Annotated in this window: 12 protein-coding genes and 1 tRNA gene; 11 read left to right on the top strand and 2 right to left on the bottom strand. The window is 61.5% G+C overall.

The window, feature by feature from the left end; all coding sequences use genetic code 11:
- Positions 1 to 33: 33 nt before the first annotated feature.
- The 8 genes from ABK249_RS12830 (at position 34) to ABK249_RS12795 (ending at position 8,332) form a co-directional block, all read left to right on the top strand.
- On the top strand, positions 34 to 1,257 hold the full coding sequence (locus tag ABK249_RS12830; RefSeq protein WP_348863100.1) for an aminotransferase-like domain-containing protein: 1,224 nt from the start codon (positions 34 to 36) through the stop codon (positions 1,255 to 1,257).
- Positions 1,258 to 1,410: 153 nt separating this feature from the next.
- Complete coding sequence (locus ABK249_RS12825) at positions 1,411 to 2,394, top strand: ABC transporter substrate-binding protein (RefSeq protein ID WP_348863098.1); 984 nt, start codon at positions 1,411 to 1,413, stop codon at positions 2,392 to 2,394.
- A gap of 12 nt (positions 2,395 to 2,406) precedes the next feature.
- Positions 2,407 to 4,101, top strand: coding sequence for an ABC transporter permease (locus ABK249_RS12820; RefSeq protein ID WP_348863096.1), 1,695 nt, complete (start codon positions 2,407 to 2,409; stop codon positions 4,099 to 4,101).
- Positions 4,089 to 5,129 (top strand): ABC transporter ATP-binding protein, encoded by a 1,041-nt coding sequence (locus tag ABK249_RS12815; protein WP_348863095.1) that lies wholly within the window; start codon positions 4,089 to 4,091, stop codon positions 5,127 to 5,129. The genes ABK249_RS12820 and ABK249_RS12815 overlap by 13 nt, the downstream gene beginning before the upstream one ends.
- 51 nt (positions 5,130 to 5,180) lie before the next feature.
- Positions 5,181 to 6,290, top strand: a complete 1,110-nt coding sequence (locus ABK249_RS12810; protein ID WP_348863094.1) for an endonuclease/exonuclease/phosphatase family protein — start codon at positions 5,181 to 5,183, stop codon at positions 6,288 to 6,290.
- On the top strand, positions 6,287 to 7,039 hold the full coding sequence (locus tag ABK249_RS12805) for an NUDIX hydrolase (protein WP_227702969.1): 753 nt from the start codon (positions 6,287 to 6,289) through the stop codon (positions 7,037 to 7,039). The genes ABK249_RS12810 and ABK249_RS12805 overlap by 4 nt, the downstream gene beginning before the upstream one ends.
- A 65-nt stretch (positions 7,040 to 7,104) precedes the next feature.
- Complete coding sequence (locus ABK249_RS12800) at positions 7,105 to 8,022, top strand: PhzF family phenazine biosynthesis protein (protein WP_227702968.1); 918 nt, start codon at positions 7,105 to 7,107, stop codon at positions 8,020 to 8,022.
- A gap of 234 nt (positions 8,023 to 8,256) precedes the next feature.
- Positions 8,257 to 8,332, top strand: a tRNA-Lys gene (locus tag ABK249_RS12795).
- A 47-nt stretch (positions 8,333 to 8,379) separates the two neighbouring features.
- Here the strand turns inward: ABK249_RS12795 and ABK249_RS12790 are convergent.
- Both ABK249_RS12790 and ABK249_RS12785 read right to left on the bottom strand, forming a co-directional pair.
- Entirely contained in the window at positions 8,380 to 9,576 is a 1,197-nt protein-coding gene (locus ABK249_RS12790) for an MFS transporter (protein WP_227702967.1), read from the bottom strand.
- A 116-nt stretch (positions 9,577 to 9,692) separates the two neighbouring features.
- Positions 9,693 to 10,628, bottom strand: coding sequence for a LysR family transcriptional regulator (locus tag ABK249_RS12785; RefSeq protein WP_227702966.1), 936 nt, complete (start codon positions 10,626 to 10,628; stop codon positions 9,693 to 9,695).
- A gap of 220 nt (positions 10,629 to 10,848) precedes the next feature.
- On the opposite strand from ABK249_RS12785, the gene ABK249_RS12780 reads away from it, so the two are divergent.
- The 3 genes from ABK249_RS12780 to ABK249_RS12770 all read left to right on the top strand — a co-directional run bounded on the left by ABK249_RS12780 (position 10,849) and on the right by ABK249_RS12770 (position 16,148).
- Positions 10,849 to 11,598, top strand: coding sequence for an alpha/beta hydrolase fold domain-containing protein (locus ABK249_RS12780; RefSeq protein WP_227705137.1), 750 nt, complete (start codon positions 10,849 to 10,851; stop codon positions 11,596 to 11,598).
- Between the two features lie 57 nt (positions 11,599 to 11,655).
- The gene (locus ABK249_RS12775; protein WP_227702965.1) at positions 11,656 to 12,840 is read left to right on the top strand and encodes an efflux RND transporter periplasmic adaptor subunit; all 1,185 of its coding nucleotides are present in this window, start codon (positions 11,656 to 11,658) and stop codon (positions 12,838 to 12,840) included.
- A gap of 125 nt (positions 12,841 to 12,965) precedes the next feature.
- A complete protein-coding gene (locus tag ABK249_RS12770) occupies positions 12,966 to 16,148 on the top strand; it encodes an efflux RND transporter permease subunit (RefSeq protein WP_227702964.1) in 3,183 nt (1,060 codons plus the stop codon).
- Positions 16,149 to 16,185: the final 37 nt, after the last annotated feature.

Raw genomic sequence — 16,185 nt, 5'->3', positions numbered from 1 at the left:
AACATAGAAAGTTGAAATAAGAGGAAACATTCCGTGCTTGATTGGGAACATATCTTCGCGACGCGCTCCGGCCGCATGCGCGCCTCCGAAATCCGCGAACTCCTGAAACTCCTGGAGCGGCCGGACATCATCTCGTTCGCAGGCGGCATTCCCGATCCGGCGCTTTTCCCGGACGAGGCCTTCAGGCAAGCCTATGCGGATATCTTCTCCGGCGCGCAGGTGAATGCGGCGCTGCAATATTCGGTGAGCGAAGGCTACAAACCGCTGCGCGAATGGATCCGCGGCGAAATGGCCCGGATCGGCGTCCAGTGCGAGGTCGAGAACGTCTTCATCACCTCCGGATCGCAGCAGGCGCTCGATTATCTCGGCAAGCTCTTCCTGTCGCCGAAGGACACCGCACTCGTCACCTGGCCGACCTATCTGGGGGCACTGCAGGCCTTCAACGCCTATGAGCCGAACTATGACCAGCTCTCCTTCGGCAACCGCACGCCGGATGCCTATCGCGAGACGGCGGCAAAGGCCGGCGGAGCCGTGAAGTTCGCCTATCTTTCGGTCGACTTCGCCAACCCGACCGGTGAGACGGTCGACCGGGCCGGTCGCGACAAGATCCTTGAACTTGCTGATGAACTGGATGTCGCCGTCATCGAGGACGCTGCCTATCAGCATCTACGCTATGACGGCGAGGCGATTCCGCCGATCCTGGCGCTCGACACTGCCCGCAAGGGCGGCATCGAGAACACCCGGACGATCTATTGCGGCAGCTTTTCCAAGACGCTGGCGCCTGGCCTGCGCGTCGGGTTCGTGGTTGCCGCGATGCCGGTCATCCGCAAGCTGGTGCTGATGAAGCAGGCTGCCGACCTGCATTCCTCGACGATCAATCAGATCGCCATCGAACACGTCGCCTCGCGCGGTTTCGATGCTCAGGTTGCCAAGATCAGGGCTGCCTACAGCAAGCGCCGCGATGCGATGCTCTCAGCGCTCGCCAAATACATGCCGAAGGGCACAAGCTGGACGAAGCCGGAAGGCGGCATGTTCGTCTGGGTGACGCTGCCTGCCGGCCTGGATGGCGCCGATCTGCTCGCCCGGTCGATCGAGACCGAAAAAGTGGCCTTCGTGCCAGGGCAGGCGTTCTTTGCCGACCGCTCAGGCGCCAATACGCTGCGTCTTTCCTTCTCCTGCGCCGACGAGGCGATGATCAACGAGGGCATCCAGCGGCTCGGGCGTCTGATCACCAATGCAATCCCTGCGGCCGCCTGATTATCACGAGGTGTGATTTCGAAGCCCCTGTCGCCGGAAGGAGACGGGGGCTTTCTGCATTTCGGGAGGGGGATTCGTATGGGAGCGTCCATTGTCACATACGTGTCAGAAGACTGTGTTTAAGCGGGTGATATGTTCTCGAAAGGACCTCCGATGAAGAACCTTCTTTCCGCATTCTCCGCGCTCGTGGCGTTCGGCATGATCGCCGGAGCGGCCGAAGCCGCCGACCTCGTGCTTTACACCAGCCAGCCGAATGCAGACGCGCAGGCCACCGTCGACGGTTTCAAGGCCGCCAATCCCGGTATCGAGGTCGAGTGGGTCCGGGACGGGACGCCGCAGATCATGGCGAAGCTGAATGCCGAGATCCAGGCCGGCAACCCGGTCGCCGACGTTCTGCTGATTGCCGACACGGTGACGCTGGAGCGCATGAAGCAGGCCGGGCAGCTTCTTGCCTACAAGTCGCCGGAAGCCGCCAATTACGACAAGGCCCTCTACGACGCGGACGGCTATTATTATTCCACCAAGCTCATCACCACCGGCATCATGTACAATACCCAGGCGTCGATGAAGCCTGCAAGCTGGGCCGACCTTGCAAAGCCGGAAGCCAAGGGTCTGGTCACCATGCCGAGCCCGCTCGCCTCGGGTGCCGCGCTCATTCACGCCCAGACGCTGACTGCCGTTCCCGATCTCGGCTGGGACTATTACAAGCAGCTCAAGGATAATGGTGCGATCGCCGCAGGCGGCAATGGCGGCGTGCTGAAGTCGGTCGCATCGGGCGAGAAGGCCTATGGCGTCGTGGTCGATTACATGCCGATCCGAGAAAAGGCCAAGGGCGCACCGGTCGAGTTCGTCTTCCCGAAGGAAGGCGTGTCTGCCGTGACTGAGCCCGCAGCGATCCTCGCTTCCACCAAGCATGCCGAAAACGCCAGGAAGTTCATCGATTATGTGCTTTCCGAGAAGGGGCAGGAGGGTTTCCTGAAGCTCGGCTATATCCCGGCTCGCAACGGCATGGCGGTTCCGGCCGGCTTTCCGGCTCGCGATACGATCAAGGTTCTGCCGATCAACGCCTCGGAGGCTCTCAAGAATTCCGAGAACGACGTCAAGACCTTCTCGGATATCTTCGGCACCAAAGGCTGATATAAGCGCTTCATGACGCGACCTAAGAATCAGGGAAACAGCCAGCCGCGCTGGCTGTTTCCCTTTGTCGTAACGGTAATCTTTTGTCTGAGCGTGCTGCCGCTTGGGCGGCTTGCGGTGACCGGTATCGTGTCGGCCGTGCAGGGCGGGGCGCATCAGCTTCTCTCCGATCCCGCTCTCTGGCAGGCGGTCTACGATACCTTGACGACATCCTTCCTCGGCATGATTGCCGCGGTGGTGCTCGGCGGCGGTTTTGCGCTTCTGCTGACGCTGTTCGATATCCGCGGCAAGGCGGCGCTCGGCTTCCTTTTCATGCTGCCGACGATGATCCCGCCGCAGGTGACGGCGCTTTCGTGGATCGGCATGACCGGACCTTCGAGCACGCTTTTGAAGGCGCTCGGGCTGGCGCCGCCGCTCGGAAGCCCGCAGCCGCTCTATTCCATCGGTGGGATTGCATTGCTCTACGGCGTGCAGAACGCGGCGCTCGTCTATCTCTCGCTCCGGGCGGGGCTGCTGGCCTTGCCACGCGATGGGGTGGAGGCGGCGAGGCTCTCGGGTGCATCGTCCTGGCAGGTTCTGAAGGATGTGATCCTGCCGCTTTCCTTGCCCGGCTTTGCCGCAGGTGCGGCGATCGCCTTCGTCTCCTGCGTCGGCAATTTCGGCATTCCGGCAATCCTCGGCATCCCCGCTTCGATCTATACGCTGCCTACGCTGATCTATTCGAAATTCGCGAGTTTCGGACCCGGCACGTTCGCGGATGTCTCGCTGCTTTCAGCCATGATCGCAATCCTGTCGATTGTCGGGCTCATCGTGGAGGACCGGGTGCTGCGCGGACGTGATTATCGCGTTATCGGCCTGTCCGGGCAGGTGGCGGTGTTTCGGCTGGGAGCCTGGCGGTGGTTTGCGGAGATCGCGCTTTGGCTGACGATCCTGATCATTCTCGTGATGCCGCTGACGGCGCTGGTTGCTAGCTCGCTGGCGCCCGCCTACGGCGTGCCGCTGAGTTCTTCGACCGCGACCATCCAAGCCTATGAGGAAATCCTGTTCCGCCAGACGGTGACGCGCACGGCATTCACCAACTCCGTCACTCTGGCGCTGACGACGGCATTTGGTCTCCTGGCAGCGACCGTGCTGACCGGTTATTTCCTGGTGCGCGGCAGGAGCCGGTTCGCACCGGTCATTGCGGCTCTCGCCGAGATCCCCTATGCCCTGCCGGGCATCGTGCTGGCAGTGGCTTTTATCCTCGTCTTTGCGGCACCCGTTCCGGTGATCGGCATCTCGATCTACGGGACGATATGGATCATCCTGATCGCTTATTTCTCAAGTTTCTTTGCCGTCAGCCTGAAGCCGGTGGTGAGCGCCTTCCGGCAGCTCGATCCCTCGCTCGAAGAGGCGGCGCGGCTTTCGGGGGCGCGTTTCGGACGGCGGCTTGCCGATATTCTCGTGCCGCTGGTGGCGCCGGCCGCCGGTGCCTCGGTGATCCTCGTCTTCCTGATCGCCTGCAACGAGCTGACCATCTCGGCGCTCCTCTGGTCGGCCGGCACGCAGACGCTTGGTGTCGCCATCTACAATCTCGACGACAGCGGCAGCTTCAACCTCGCCTCGGCTCTGTCGGTGCTCGTCGTCATTATGGTCGTGGTGATGATGCTGGTGCTGGAACTGATGGCGAAGCGACTGCCGAAAGGTGTGGTGCCATGGCGAAGCTGATCCTCAACAGCCTTTCCAAGTCGTTTGAAACGGGCGGCAGGCCCGCGGTGAACGGCGTGTCGCTCACCGTCAGGGAAGGCGGCTTTCTGGCTTTGCTCGGCCCTTCCGGCTGCGGCAAGACGACCGTGCTCAGGATGATCGCCGGTTTCGAGCAGCCGACAGACGGTTCGATCCTGCTCGGCGAACGGGTGCTGGCGGATGCGAGCGAGATGGTGCCCCCGGAAAACCGCAACATGGCGATGGTCTTCCAGTCCTATGCGCTCTGGCCGCATATGAGCGTCGCGGAGAATATCGGTTATCCGCTCAAGGTGCGCGGCATTTCCGGCGAGAAGAGACAACGGAAAGTGAAGGATGCCCTTTCTGCCGTCCGGCTCGAGAGCTACGCCGATCGACGACCGGCCGACCTGTCCGGCGGCCAGCGCCAGCGCGTCGCGCTCGCCCGCTGCCTCGTGACGGAACCCGATGTCGTGCTGCTCGACGAACCGCTTGCCAATCTTGACCGGCATCTGCGGCAGGATATGGAGGAGACCTTTCGCGAGTTTCATGCGCGATCGGGAGCGACGATGATCTACGTCACACACGACCAGGCGGAGGCGATGGCGCTGGCGACGGACGTGGCGGTGATGTCGGAAGGCCGGCTCCTGCAAGTGGCGGCCCCCGAGGAGATCTATGCGCGGCCGGACGGCCGGCTGGTCGGTGGATTGATCGGGCAAGGCGCAATTCTTTCCCTTCCGTCTCCGGATGGTGACAGGCGGCTTCTCGACTGGCCGGCCATGCAGTCGCTGCTATCGACGCGGGAGATTGGGCGGGGGAATGATCCGGCTGCGGATATCCTTGTCCGCCCGCAGGATGTGGAGATCGCGGCGGAAGGGGTGGCGGTCAGCGTTCTTTCGGTTCTCTTCGAAGGCGAGCGTTATGCGCTGCGCCTTGCCCTTGCGGATGGCCAGACCCTGCGTACCTTCAGCCGTCGATCGGTCAGGGTTGGTGATACCCTCACGGTTATCATCCGCTCGGCCTGGAGATTGTAGCCACGCGGCATTCTGGTGGTTATGGTGCTGATGAGAATAGGGAATCTCCGCATGTCGCTGCGCCTCGGCACGTTCAACATCGAAAACCTGATGACGCGTTTCGATTTTTCCGGCTGGCGCAACCAGCTTCGGCAGGACCGCGTGCTGAGACTCTATGACGTGCAGGACAAGGCTGTCTACCAGCAGCTGGAACAGGCCCGCCTGATCGCCGAAACCGACGATACGCGGCAGCTTTCGGCGCTCGCGATCGCCGAAGCGGATGCCGACATTCTCTGCCTGCAGGAGGTCGACAACATGCCGGCGCTGCAGGCCTTCGAATACGGCTATCTCTACCGCATGGCCGGAAACGGCTATCGCCAGAAATATCTCGTGGAGGGTAATGATTCTCGCGGCATCGATGTCGCGGTGCTGATGCGTGAAGAGACCCGGGCGGGCGAACCGATCGAGGTGATCGATATCCGCAGTCACGCCATGCTGACCTATCAGGACCTTGATCTGTTCAATGAGGAACTGGCCCTGACCAGCAAGCCGCATGACAAGATATTCAAGCGGGATTGCCTCGAAGTCGAACTGAAGGTCGGCGGAAAGCCCCTGTCGCTTTACGTGGTCCACTTCAAGTCCATGAGCAATTCGCGCGAGGGCCTGGACGGACGAACCGGCACCATGGCGATCCGCACGGCTGAGGCGAGGGCGGTGCGGCATATCATCGAACGTCGCTTCGGCATGGGGCGGACCGGGACCAGGAATTTCGCCATCTGCGGCGACATGAACGATTATCAGGAAAAGGTGCAGGTGATCGGCACGCGGCGCGAGGGTTATCGGTTCGAGTCGAGGCAGGAGGACGTGAGCGCGCTCGACGTCTTCAGTGGTGACGGCTTCGCGGTGAACCCGATGCAGCGCCGTGACGGGATGGATCGCTGGACGCTTTACCACGCTCGCGGGCCTGAGGAACAGCATCTCTGCCAGCTCGACTATATCTGGCTTTCTCCCGCGCTCGCCGAGTACAATCCGGACAGTGTTCCCGAGATCATCCGCGGTGGGCAGCCCTATCGCACCGTCTTTCCTCCGGGACAGGAAGTCGAGCGATTTCCGCGCATCGGATGGGACCGTCCGAAGGCGTCGGACCATTGTCCTGTCGTCATGACGCTGGAGCTCCAATGACCATCGAACTTTCCGACGATCTTTCCGGCTTGCCGCCGGAAAGGACCGTTTTCCATGTCGACCAGGTGAGGATGCGCATCATGACGGGCGACCATCCATTCCACCTTGCCGAACGGGAGGCGATTGCAGAGAACTGGAGGCAGGAAGTGGCCGCCAATCCTGCCCTGTTCGACGGTCGGATGATCCTTCAGAGGCGGATCGGCCTGGTACGGGGCGGCATTGTCAGTGAAGGCTACGTCGCGCCCTTTTCCACCTTCTTATGGTGGCGCAAGCAGCCGGAACGGCATGGTGCGCTGCATATCCATTCCTATCCGGTTCTGGAAACTTCGGACGGTGCCCTGGTGGCCATCCGGATGGGAGCGCATACGGCGAATGCGGGCATGGTTTATTTTGCCTGCGGCTCCTTCGACCCCGATGACGTCGTTGACGGTCATTGTGACCCCGAACTCAATATGCGGCGCGAGGTGCTGGAGGAGACGGGGATCGAACTGCATGATGCGACTGTAAGCGACGGATACTACATCGCTCATTTCCGGCGGACCGTGACCCTGTTCCGGCTCTTCCGATTCGATGAGACCGCGGACCAGATGATCGCTCGGATCGAGCAGCATATGCAGGTTGCCGAAGATAAGGAAATCGCGGGCGCGGTGGCGATCCGTTCGGCCGATCCTTCAGTCCATCCTTACCATGCCGGAATGTTGCCCGTTCTGAACTGGTATTTCGGCCAAGGGCAAGACGTTGCCGAATAGGGTTGCACTGGATGGGCTGCTCGGGCAGTTTGGCACCATCGAAAATTGCAGGGAGGGAACTGCTGTTGGCCCGTCGCTACAGCATCTATGACGTCTTCACCAACAGGAAGCTTTCCGGCAATCCTTTAGCGGTCATCTTTGACGCAGACGGTCTTGCCGACGATGCCATGCAGGCAATTGCGAGGGAAATGAATCTCTCGGAAACGGTTTTCGTGAAGTCTTCCTCCAATCCCGCCTATGCCGCGCGGCTGCGGATCTTCACACCCGGGAGGGAACTTCCCTTTGCCGGACATCCGACGGTTGGGACTGCGATAGCGCTTGCCGAACGTGATCACGGCATCCGTGGAGCGGACATGGATCTCGTCTGCGTGCTGGAGGAAAATGTCGGACCGGTGCGCTGTGCCGTGCGGCTTCGGGCCGGTGAGGCCGGATTTGCGGAATTCGACCTGCCGAGGAAGCCCCAACGGATCGACCTGCCGCTCGACCATCAGGGGCTTGCCGATGCGCTCAGCGTCAAATCGACGGATATGGGGTTCGAGAATCACGTGGCGTCGATCTGGAGCGCCGGCGTGCCTTTCCTGATGATTCCGCTGCACAATCTTGCCATTGTGCAGAACCTGGAATTTGATCCGCTCCTTTGGGAAAGGGCTGCTCCCTTCGTCGAAGGGGCGCTTGCTTCCGCTTATGTCTATTGTCGTGGCGGCGTCCACCATCAGGCGAAATTCCACGCACGCATGTTCTCGCCGGACATGGGGATTTCCGAGGACCCGGCGACGGGCGCCGCGGTCGCTGCGCTTTCTGGCGCGATCCGTCATTTCGATGCGCTGCCGGATGGGCATCATCCTCTCCTCGTGGAGCAGGGCGTCGAAATGGGCAGGCCGTCCTTCATCTACCTGCATATCGACGTGAAGGATGCCGAGATTGCCAAGGCACGGATCGGCGGGCAAGCCGTCAGGCTTGCGGAAGGTATGCTTGACCTTTGAATTTTCGGCATGCGTCGAAGATTGCGATATTGTGACGCGGTAAATTGTTGAAACTTCTGCTCTTTGCGCATCTGGTGCGAATTTGGCCCGTTCCATATCCGCTGGAGTTCCATCCGGTTGGATTTTTTGACCGAAGAGGCAAATAATTTTTACAGAGCCGCTGGACAAGGCCGACGTTCCCCTTTATACGCCCCCTCACACCGCTGGCGAGGACGCCTCGCCGCAGACGGTCTTGGGTGATTAGCTCAGTTGGTAGAGCAGCTGACTCTTAATCAGCGGGTCGTAGGTTCGAGCCCTACATCACCCACCATCTCCTTCCATGACGAAAGAAATTTCCGGGCAGAGGCGAGCGTCTTCTCACGCGGCTTTGGGTTGAGCCGCCGCAATGCGGCGCTCGGTCTGGCGCAGGCACAGAGCGAGTGCGAAGCCGAGCGTCGTGGTGGAGAAGATGTAGTAAGGCGCCGCCTGCCAGCCGGATGCCGCGACGATCGACGCGAGCAGCATCGGACCGAATACCTGGCCGATATTGGACCCCTGCATGACGAAGCCACTGAATGTGCCGACGAGGTCGCGGCGCGGGGCATAGACCGGCAGAGAACCCATGATCGTCGCCGGCAGCACGCCACCTGAAACGGCGTAAAGCACTGACGCGCCATACCTCATCCACAGCGGAAAGGCGTGGCCGAAGACGATGAAGGCCGTCATCGTCAGCATGATGCAGGGGCCGGCGATCAATATCCAGCGTGGCGCGCCCCATCGGGCGAAAACGCCGCCAAGCACATTTCCGACGCCGTTTGCGAGCACGGCAAGCGCGGTCATGACGGATGCAGCCGCCAGGCCGATCCCCATATCCTCGATCAACAGCGTCGGCAGGAAGCCGAAGACAGCCATGAAGCTTGCGCTGTAGGTGGCAAAGATTCCTGAAAGGATCCAGGACATCGGCCGGGATGCGGTGAGCCTGACCGCCGCCGGCAGCGATGTCGAAACCTGCCCGGCGGCCCTCGGCTGCGCCGTTTTCATCGTCATCAACGCAATCATCGGAACGAGGCTCAGCATGGCTGCGAAAACCCAGGAACCCTGCCAGCCGAAGCTCGGCAGGAGGAAGGGCGAGATCATCATCATGACGGAAACGCCAACGGGCATCCACACGCCCCAGAGCGCGAAGGCGAGCCCCGTATCGCGCGGATCGATCGATGAGGCGATCAGGCCGGGCGCCGCGACGGAGACCATGATCAGGCCGACGCTTTCCAGCACGCGGCTGGCGAAGATCACCGCTTCGGAATGGGTCGCGGCACCGATCAGGCTGCCTGCGACGAGCAGGGCTAGGCCGAGGATCATCGCGCGTCGATGGGTCAGATGGTCGGTGAAGCGGCCGATGAGGATGCCGCAGACGGCGCCGAGTGCGCTGACCAGCCCCATCAGCCAGCCGGCGGCGACGAGATCCATGCCAAGTTCCGAGCGCAGCATCGGGATCGCGGGCGGTACCTTGCCGACATGCAGTGCGGCTGCGATGCCGCCCAGCACGGCGATTGCGACATGTCCCCAACGTGTCATGCTCTGCTTGTTCCGATCATCAAAGGCAAACTCTCGAACGGCTTTACCATCCTCACAGGTGCCGAAGCATAAATTCCTTGCGAAGAGCATGATTTATGGTTGCAGGAACGCCTCGTTCAGCCAGCCTTCCGGATCTGCTCGCGATTTTCCTCGATCTTGAGGTTCTGCACCAGCTTGGCGAGCCAGTCGACGAAGACTCGAACCTTGTTCGAGAGGTGGCGCGTCTGCGGATAGACGATGTAGAGAGGTAGAGATTCGCATTCCCAGTCCGCAAGAACCTCGACCAGCTCGCCGCGTGCGACCGGATCGCGGGCCATGAAATGGGCCGCCTGGGCGACGCCCATGCCGGTGGTTGCGGCAGTGAGATAGCTGCGCGCGTCGTTGACCGAGACGACATAGCGCGGAGCTACTTCGATCACCTCCTCGCCGCGGCGGAAATCGAAAGGCATCGTCCGCCCGGCGGTGGCGTTGAGATAGCCTACGGACATGTGCTTGTCCTCCAGTTCCTTCGGATGAGAGGGAAGGCCGAAGCGGCGGATATATTCCGGCGAGGCGTAGGTCTTCATCCTGAGTTCGCCGACCTTGCGGGCGATCAGCGACTGATCCTTCGGCGTGCCGCCGCGAAGCGCGCAATCCACGTTTTCGGCGATGTAGTCCACCAGCCGGTCGCCGACCCCGATGTCCAGGCGGATGTTCGGATAGCGTGTATAGAAGTCGCAAAGCGAAGGAATGACGACAAGGTCGGCGAAGGCGCCTGCCATCTCCACCCGTACACGCCCGGAGGGCGTCGTCTGCGAGTTCGACATGCTGCCGTCAAGCTCCTGAATTTCTGAGAGAATCTGGATCGCACGCTCATAATAGAGCGCCCCATCGGTGGTCACTATGACTCGCCGCGTCGTGCGGTTCAGAAGCTTGGTGCTGAGATGCGATTCCAGTGCTTGCACCATGTTGGTCGCCGTCGTCTTCGGAATGTTGAGCGTTGCGGCGGCGCGCGTGAAGTTGCCGGTTTCGACGACCCTGACGAAAACGCGCATTGCTGAAAGCTGATCCATAAGTCACCTGTTGCGATGCGGTATTGTCCATCAATTTGGAATAGTGTTGTCCGTTAGGCTGACTTGTGGTCAACGCTGCGAACAATAATATATGTTCCAAGTGATAAGGCAAGAGCTGCCCCCTTGTGGGCACCGAAGCGAGTCCGTTGTGAGTGAGAAGGTCGTCAGTGGGATTTGGGAGAATATCGGGCTGGAAGGTCCTCCCGTGCCCCCGATCCCGATGCGCCTTTACGGCGATGCGGCAAAGGTGAAGGTGAAGGGAGCGCCGATCGTTCTCTACTTTCGGGGTGATGCCTTTCAGGGCGGGAGGCTGGAAGAGGCAGAGCGGCCGGCAGGCACTGCGCTGGTGGACGCCGGCGCGATCGTTTTGGAAGCAGATTACGCCAGGGGGTCCGACAGCCGGTTTCCTCAGGCTATGGAACATGCGTTTATGGCGCTCGCGTATCTGAGCACAAAGCGGAAGCTGTATGGCGGCTTGAGCAAGTCCCAGCTATTCGTGGCCGGGGACGAGGCAGGCGGAAATATCGCAGCTGGCGTGGCGTTGAAGGCGCGCGACGTGCTCCCTGGCGAACTGAGCGGGCAGATCCTGATGTCGCCGATGATCGACCCGATGATGGCGAGCAATTCGTTCAACCGGGCCGACGAGATCGGGATGGGGCAGCGCTGGGCGGAAGGTTGGAGCCACTATCTGCGCTCTGCGTGCGGCTTCCAGCATCCCTATGCCGCACCGTGCCTCTGTTCGCGGCTTTCGGGTGTCGCCCCGGCGCTGATCGTGACATCGGAGGATGATCCGCTGCACGACGAGGCGATCGGTTATGCTGAGCGGCTGGCAGCGTCGGGCGTATCGGTCAGGCAGAAGGTTTTCCCGGTCGGCTGTGGCTGGACGGGTATTTACAAGGGCGGCAGCGGAAAATGGATGGAGACACTTTGCTCCGAGTTTACCGGCTTCGTCCACGAATTGAGTGCATAGCATATTATATTTGAAGGAAGATCGCGGCCTGCTCCCTAGGCCGTAAGGAGAGTAGCAATGACATCGAAGATCAAGAACTGGGCCCTGTGGGGTACCGGACTGGGTACGGCCGCGCTGATTGCAGGGGCCTCCGTCTATCTCGACATACCGCAAGGAGCGAATGCCGCTCCTGCGACGGCCGCCGCGGCGGCACCGGCCGTTCCGGTGACCGTCGCAACCATCGAGCCGCGCAACGTCACCACCTGGCAGGAATTCTCCGGCCGGCTGGAAGCCGTCGACCGCGTGCAGATCCGTCCGCGTGTCGCCGGTACGATCCAGGCGGTGCATTTCCGCGAAGGCGGACTGGTGAAAGCGGGCGACTTGCTCGTCACCATCGATCCGGAACCTTACGAAGCGGCGGTCGCACAGGCAGAAGGGCAGGTGGCCTCCGCTGAAGCCAGGGTTCAGCTTGCCACGACCGAACTTGAACGCGGCAAGACCTTGGCAGCCAATAATACGATCTCGCAAAGCGATCTTGCACAGCGCCAGAGCACCAAAGGCGAAGCGCTTGCCAACCTCCAGTCCGCCAAGGCGGAATTGAGAGTGGCTGAGCTCAATCTCGGTTATACCGAGATTCGGGCGCCGATTTCCGGCCGGGTCGGCAGATTGGAGATCACTGTCGGCAATCTCGTGGCATCGGGTTCGGAATCCGCTCCGCTGACCACTCTGGTTTCCGCCGATCCGATCTATGCGAGTTTCGACGCCAGCGAAGAGCTGGTGACCCGGATACTGGCGCAGCTTCCGGCTCAGAACGGCGCTCCAGCAATCGAGCAGGTGCCGGTGGAGGTCAGCACGCTTGCCGACGGCGGTGCTCCGATCCGCGGTAAGTTGCAGCTTATCGACAACGAAGTGAATGCTCTGAGCGGCACGATCCGTGTGCGCGCCGTCTTTGACAATCCGGGTGGTCGCCTTATCCCGGGCCAGTTCGTGCGGGTGCGCATGGGCCAGCCGAAGTCGGAGGATCACCTGATGGTCAGTGAAAAGGCCGTCGGCACCGATCAGGACAAGAAATTCGTCTTCGTGGTTGATGCCAACAATACCGTCGCCTACCGGCAGGTGGAACTGGGCTCGGCGGTGGATGGCCTCAGGATTGTCGAAAAGGGGCTCAACCCCGGCGATCGGATCGTCGTCAACGGCCTGCAGCGTATCCGTCCCGGCGCACTGGTCGAGCCGCAGGACGAGGCCAAGGTCGCTACAAAGTAATCCGCTGACCGGCTGCTGGCCGGTCAGCCTCCAAGACATCATTCGCGTTTGTAGCCTGCAGCCCCGATGGACTGCAGGGCGGACGCTTTCCGTTTCTTGTTCAACCCCGGAGAGAGGGCTTTGACATGAATATTTCCAGGTTTTTCGTCGACAGGCCCGTCTTTGCGGCCGTGTTGTCGATCCTCATCGTGGTCGCCGGCCTCATTGGCCTCAGATCGCTTCCGATTTCCGAATATCCGGAAGTCGTGCCGCCATCGATCGTCGTGCGCGCCACCTATCCCGGTGCCAACCCGACGGTCATTGCCGAAACCGTCGCCACCCCGCTCGAGGAGCAGATCAACGGCGTCGAAGACATGCTCTACATGTCCAGCCAGGCAACTTCCGACGGCGTGCTGACACTTACCGTTACCTTCAAGCTCGGCACGGACCCGGACAAGGCCCAGCAGCTCGTGCAGAACCGGGTGTCACAGGCCGAACCGCGCCTGCCGACAGAGGTGAGGGCGCTGGGCATCACGACGGTGAAAAGCTCGCCCGACTTCATCATGGTCGTCAACCTGGTCTCGACCGGCGACGATTATGACATCACCTATCTTCGCAACTATGCGACGTTGAACATCAAGGACCGGCTCGCCCGGATCGAAGGCGTCGGGCAGGTGCAGGTCTTCGGCGCCGGCGACTATTCGATGCGTGTCTGGATCGATCCGCAGAAGGCGGCTGAACATTCGCTGGCCGCAGGCGATATCAGCAATGCGATCCGGTCCCAGAACGTCCAGGCCGCAGCGGGCATCATCGGCGCATCGCCAAGCGTACCGGGTGTCAACCTGCAGCTCAACGTCAACGCCCAGGGCCGTCTCCAGACGCCGGAGGAATTCGGCAACATCATCGTCAAGAGCGGCGAGAATGGCGAAATCACCAGACTGCGCGATGTCGCCCGCATCGAACTCGGCGCTGCCGACTACACGTTGCGCTCGCTGCTGGACGGCCAGCCGGCCGTGGCCGTGGCGGTCTTGCAGGCGCCAGGCTCGAACGCGATCGAAATCGCCGACAATGTTCGCGCCACCATGGACGAACTGCAACTCGCCATGCCAACCGGCGTCAAATACGAGATCGTCTATGACACGACCAAGTTCGTGCGCGCCTCGATCGAAAAGGTCATCGAGACCTTGCTCGAAGCGATCGCGCTCGTTGTTCTCGTGGTCATCCTCTTCCTGCAAACCTGGCGCGCTTCGATCATTCCGCTGATCGCCGTTCCCGTCTCGATCATCGGAACGTTCGCAGTCATGTATGCCTTCGGCTTCTCGATCAACGCGCTGACGCTCTTCGGACTTGTTCTGGCGATCGGCATCGTCGTCGACGACGCGATCGTCGTGGTGGAGAACGTCGAGCGCAATATCGAGAACGGCCTCAGTCCGCGTGACGCGACGTATCGCGCCATGAAGGAAGTGTCCGGTCCGATCATCGCCATTGCGCTGGTGCTGGTCGCGGTCTTTGTACCGCTCGCCTTCATCAGCGGCCTGTCCGGCCAGTTCTACCGGCAGTTCGCGCTGACGATCGCGATCTCCACCGTGATTTCGGCGATCAACTCGCTGACGCTGTCGCCGGCGCTCGCGGCCCTTCTTCTTAAGGGCCATCACGCCCCGAAGGACGGACTGACGCGGTTCATGGATCTGATCTTCGGCTGGTTCTTCCGCGGCTTCAATCGCGTCTTCGGAGCCGCCTCCAACGGCTACGGGCGGACGGTCGGCGGGCTGCTCTCGCGCAAGAGTCTGGTGATGATCATCTATCTTGCGCTCGTCGGTCTGACTTACAGCATGTTCAATGCCGTGCCGGGCGGTTTCGTGCCGGCACAGGACAAGCAGTACCTGATCGGCTTTGCCCAGCTTCCGGATGGTGCGACGCTCGACCGCACGGAAGACGTGATCAAGCGGATGAGCGATATCGCCATGGAGCAGCCAGGTGTCGAACACGCCATCGCTTTCCCGGGCCTGTCGATCAACGGCTTCACGATCGGCTCGAATGCCGGCATCGTCTTCGCCGTACTAGACGACTTCGAGAACCGCAAGACGCCGGAGCTTTCGGGCGGCGCCATCGCCATGGCGCTGAACCAGAAGTACGCCGGCATCCAGGATGCGTTCATCGCCATGTTCCCGCCGCCGCCGGTCAACGGTCTCGGGCAGACGGGCGGTTTCAAGCTGCAGATCGAGGACCGTGCCGGTCTAGGTAACCAGGCGCTCGACGAAGCGACCAAGGCGGTTCTCGCCAAGGCCTATCAGACGCCGGAACTCGCCGGTATCTTCTCGAGCTTCCAGATCAACGTGCCGCAGCTTTATGCCGATCTCGACCGCGCCAAGGCCGAACAGCTCGGCGTCTCGGTGAGTGATGTCTTCGAAACGCTGCAGATCTACCTCGGCTCGCTCTATGTGAACGACTTCAATGCCTTCGGCCGCACCTACAGCGTGCGGGTGCAGGCGGATGCGAAATTCCGCGCCAAGGCCGAGGATATCGGCCAGTTGAAGGTTCGTTCGCAGTCCGGCCAGATGATCCCGCTTTCCGCTCTGCTCGAGGTGGATGCGCAGACCGGGCCTGAACGCACGACACGCTACAACGGCTTCCTGTCGGCCGACATCAACGGCGGTCCGGCTCCGGGCTATTCGTCCGGACAGGCCGAGGCGGCGATCGAGAAGATCCTCGACGAGACGCTGCCCTCGGGCATCGACTTTGAATGGACAGACCTGACCTACCAGCAGATCCTGGCCGGCAATTCCAGCATTGTCGTCTTCCCGCTGGCACTGCTGCTCGTCTATCTCGTGCTCGCCGCACAGTATGAGAGCCTGACGCTGCCGCTTGCGATCATCATGATCGTGCCGATGGGTGTTCTGGCCGCCCTGACCGGCGTCTGGTTCACTGGTGGAGACAATAACATCTTCACCCAGATCGGCCTCGTGGTGCTGGTGGGACTTTCGGCGAAGAACGCGATCCTGATCGTGGAATTCGCCCGCGAGCTGGAGTTCGAAGGCCGCACGCCGTTCCAGGCGGCAGTCGAAGCGAGCCGGCTGCGCCTGCGGCCGATCCTGATGACCTCCATGGCCTTCATCATGGGCGTGGTGCCGCTCGTCGTCTCGACCGGCGCGGGTGCAGAAATGCGCGCGGCCATGGGTGTCGCGGTCTTCTCCGGCATGATCGGCGTGACCTTCTTCGGCATCTTCATGACGCCTGTCTTCTACATGCTGGTGCGTTTGCTTACCGGCAGCCGCCCCTTGCGGCAGCACGGCACGGAGGCGGCGCCCGCTCTCTCTCCAGCGGAGTAAGCTCACCTCCGGCCGCGCGGGCTCTTTCCACCGGGAG

The organism is Neorhizobium phenanthreniclasticum (assembly GCF_040066075.1).
GTDB lineage: Bacteria > Pseudomonadota > Alphaproteobacteria > Rhizobiales > Rhizobiaceae > Neorhizobium > Neorhizobium petrolearium.
This window is presented reverse-complemented; position numbering and strand designations above follow the sequence as displayed.

Excerpts from the sequence above, each read along its gene's own strand:
- ABK249_RS12775 (WP_227702965.1), top strand. The coding sequence starts at position 11,656 with ATGACATCGAAGATCAAGAACTGGGCCCTGTGGGGTACCGGACTGGGT.
- ABK249_RS12785 (WP_227702966.1), bottom strand. The coding sequence starts at position 10,628 with ATGGATCAGCTTTCAGCAATGCGCGTTTTCGTCAGGGTCGTCGAAACC.
- ABK249_RS12810 (WP_348863094.1), top strand. The coding sequence starts at position 5,181 with ATGTCGCTGCGCCTCGGCACGTTCAACATCGAAAACCTGATGACGCGT.
- ABK249_RS12805 (WP_227702969.1), top strand. The coding sequence starts at position 6,287 with ATGACCATCGAACTTTCCGACGATCTTTCCGGCTTGCCGCCGGAAAGG.
- ABK249_RS12820 (WP_348863096.1), top strand. The coding sequence starts at position 2,407 with ATGACGCGACCTAAGAATCAGGGAAACAGCCAGCCGCGCTGGCTGTTT.
- ABK249_RS12825 (WP_348863098.1), top strand. The coding sequence starts at position 1,411 with ATGAAGAACCTTCTTTCCGCATTCTCCGCGCTCGTGGCGTTCGGCATG.
- ABK249_RS12780 (WP_227705137.1), top strand. The coding sequence starts at position 10,849 with ATGCGCCTTTACGGCGATGCGGCAAAGGTGAAGGTGAAGGGAGCGCCG.
- ABK249_RS12790 (WP_227702967.1), bottom strand. The coding sequence starts at position 9,576 with ATGACACGTTGGGGACATGTCGCAATCGCCGTGCTGGGCGGCATCGCA.
- ABK249_RS12815 (WP_348863095.1), top strand. The coding sequence starts at position 4,089 with ATGGCGAAGCTGATCCTCAACAGCCTTTCCAAGTCGTTTGAAACGGGC.
- ABK249_RS12770 (WP_227702964.1), top strand. The coding sequence starts at position 12,966 with ATGAATATTTCCAGGTTTTTCGTCGACAGGCCCGTCTTTGCGGCCGTG.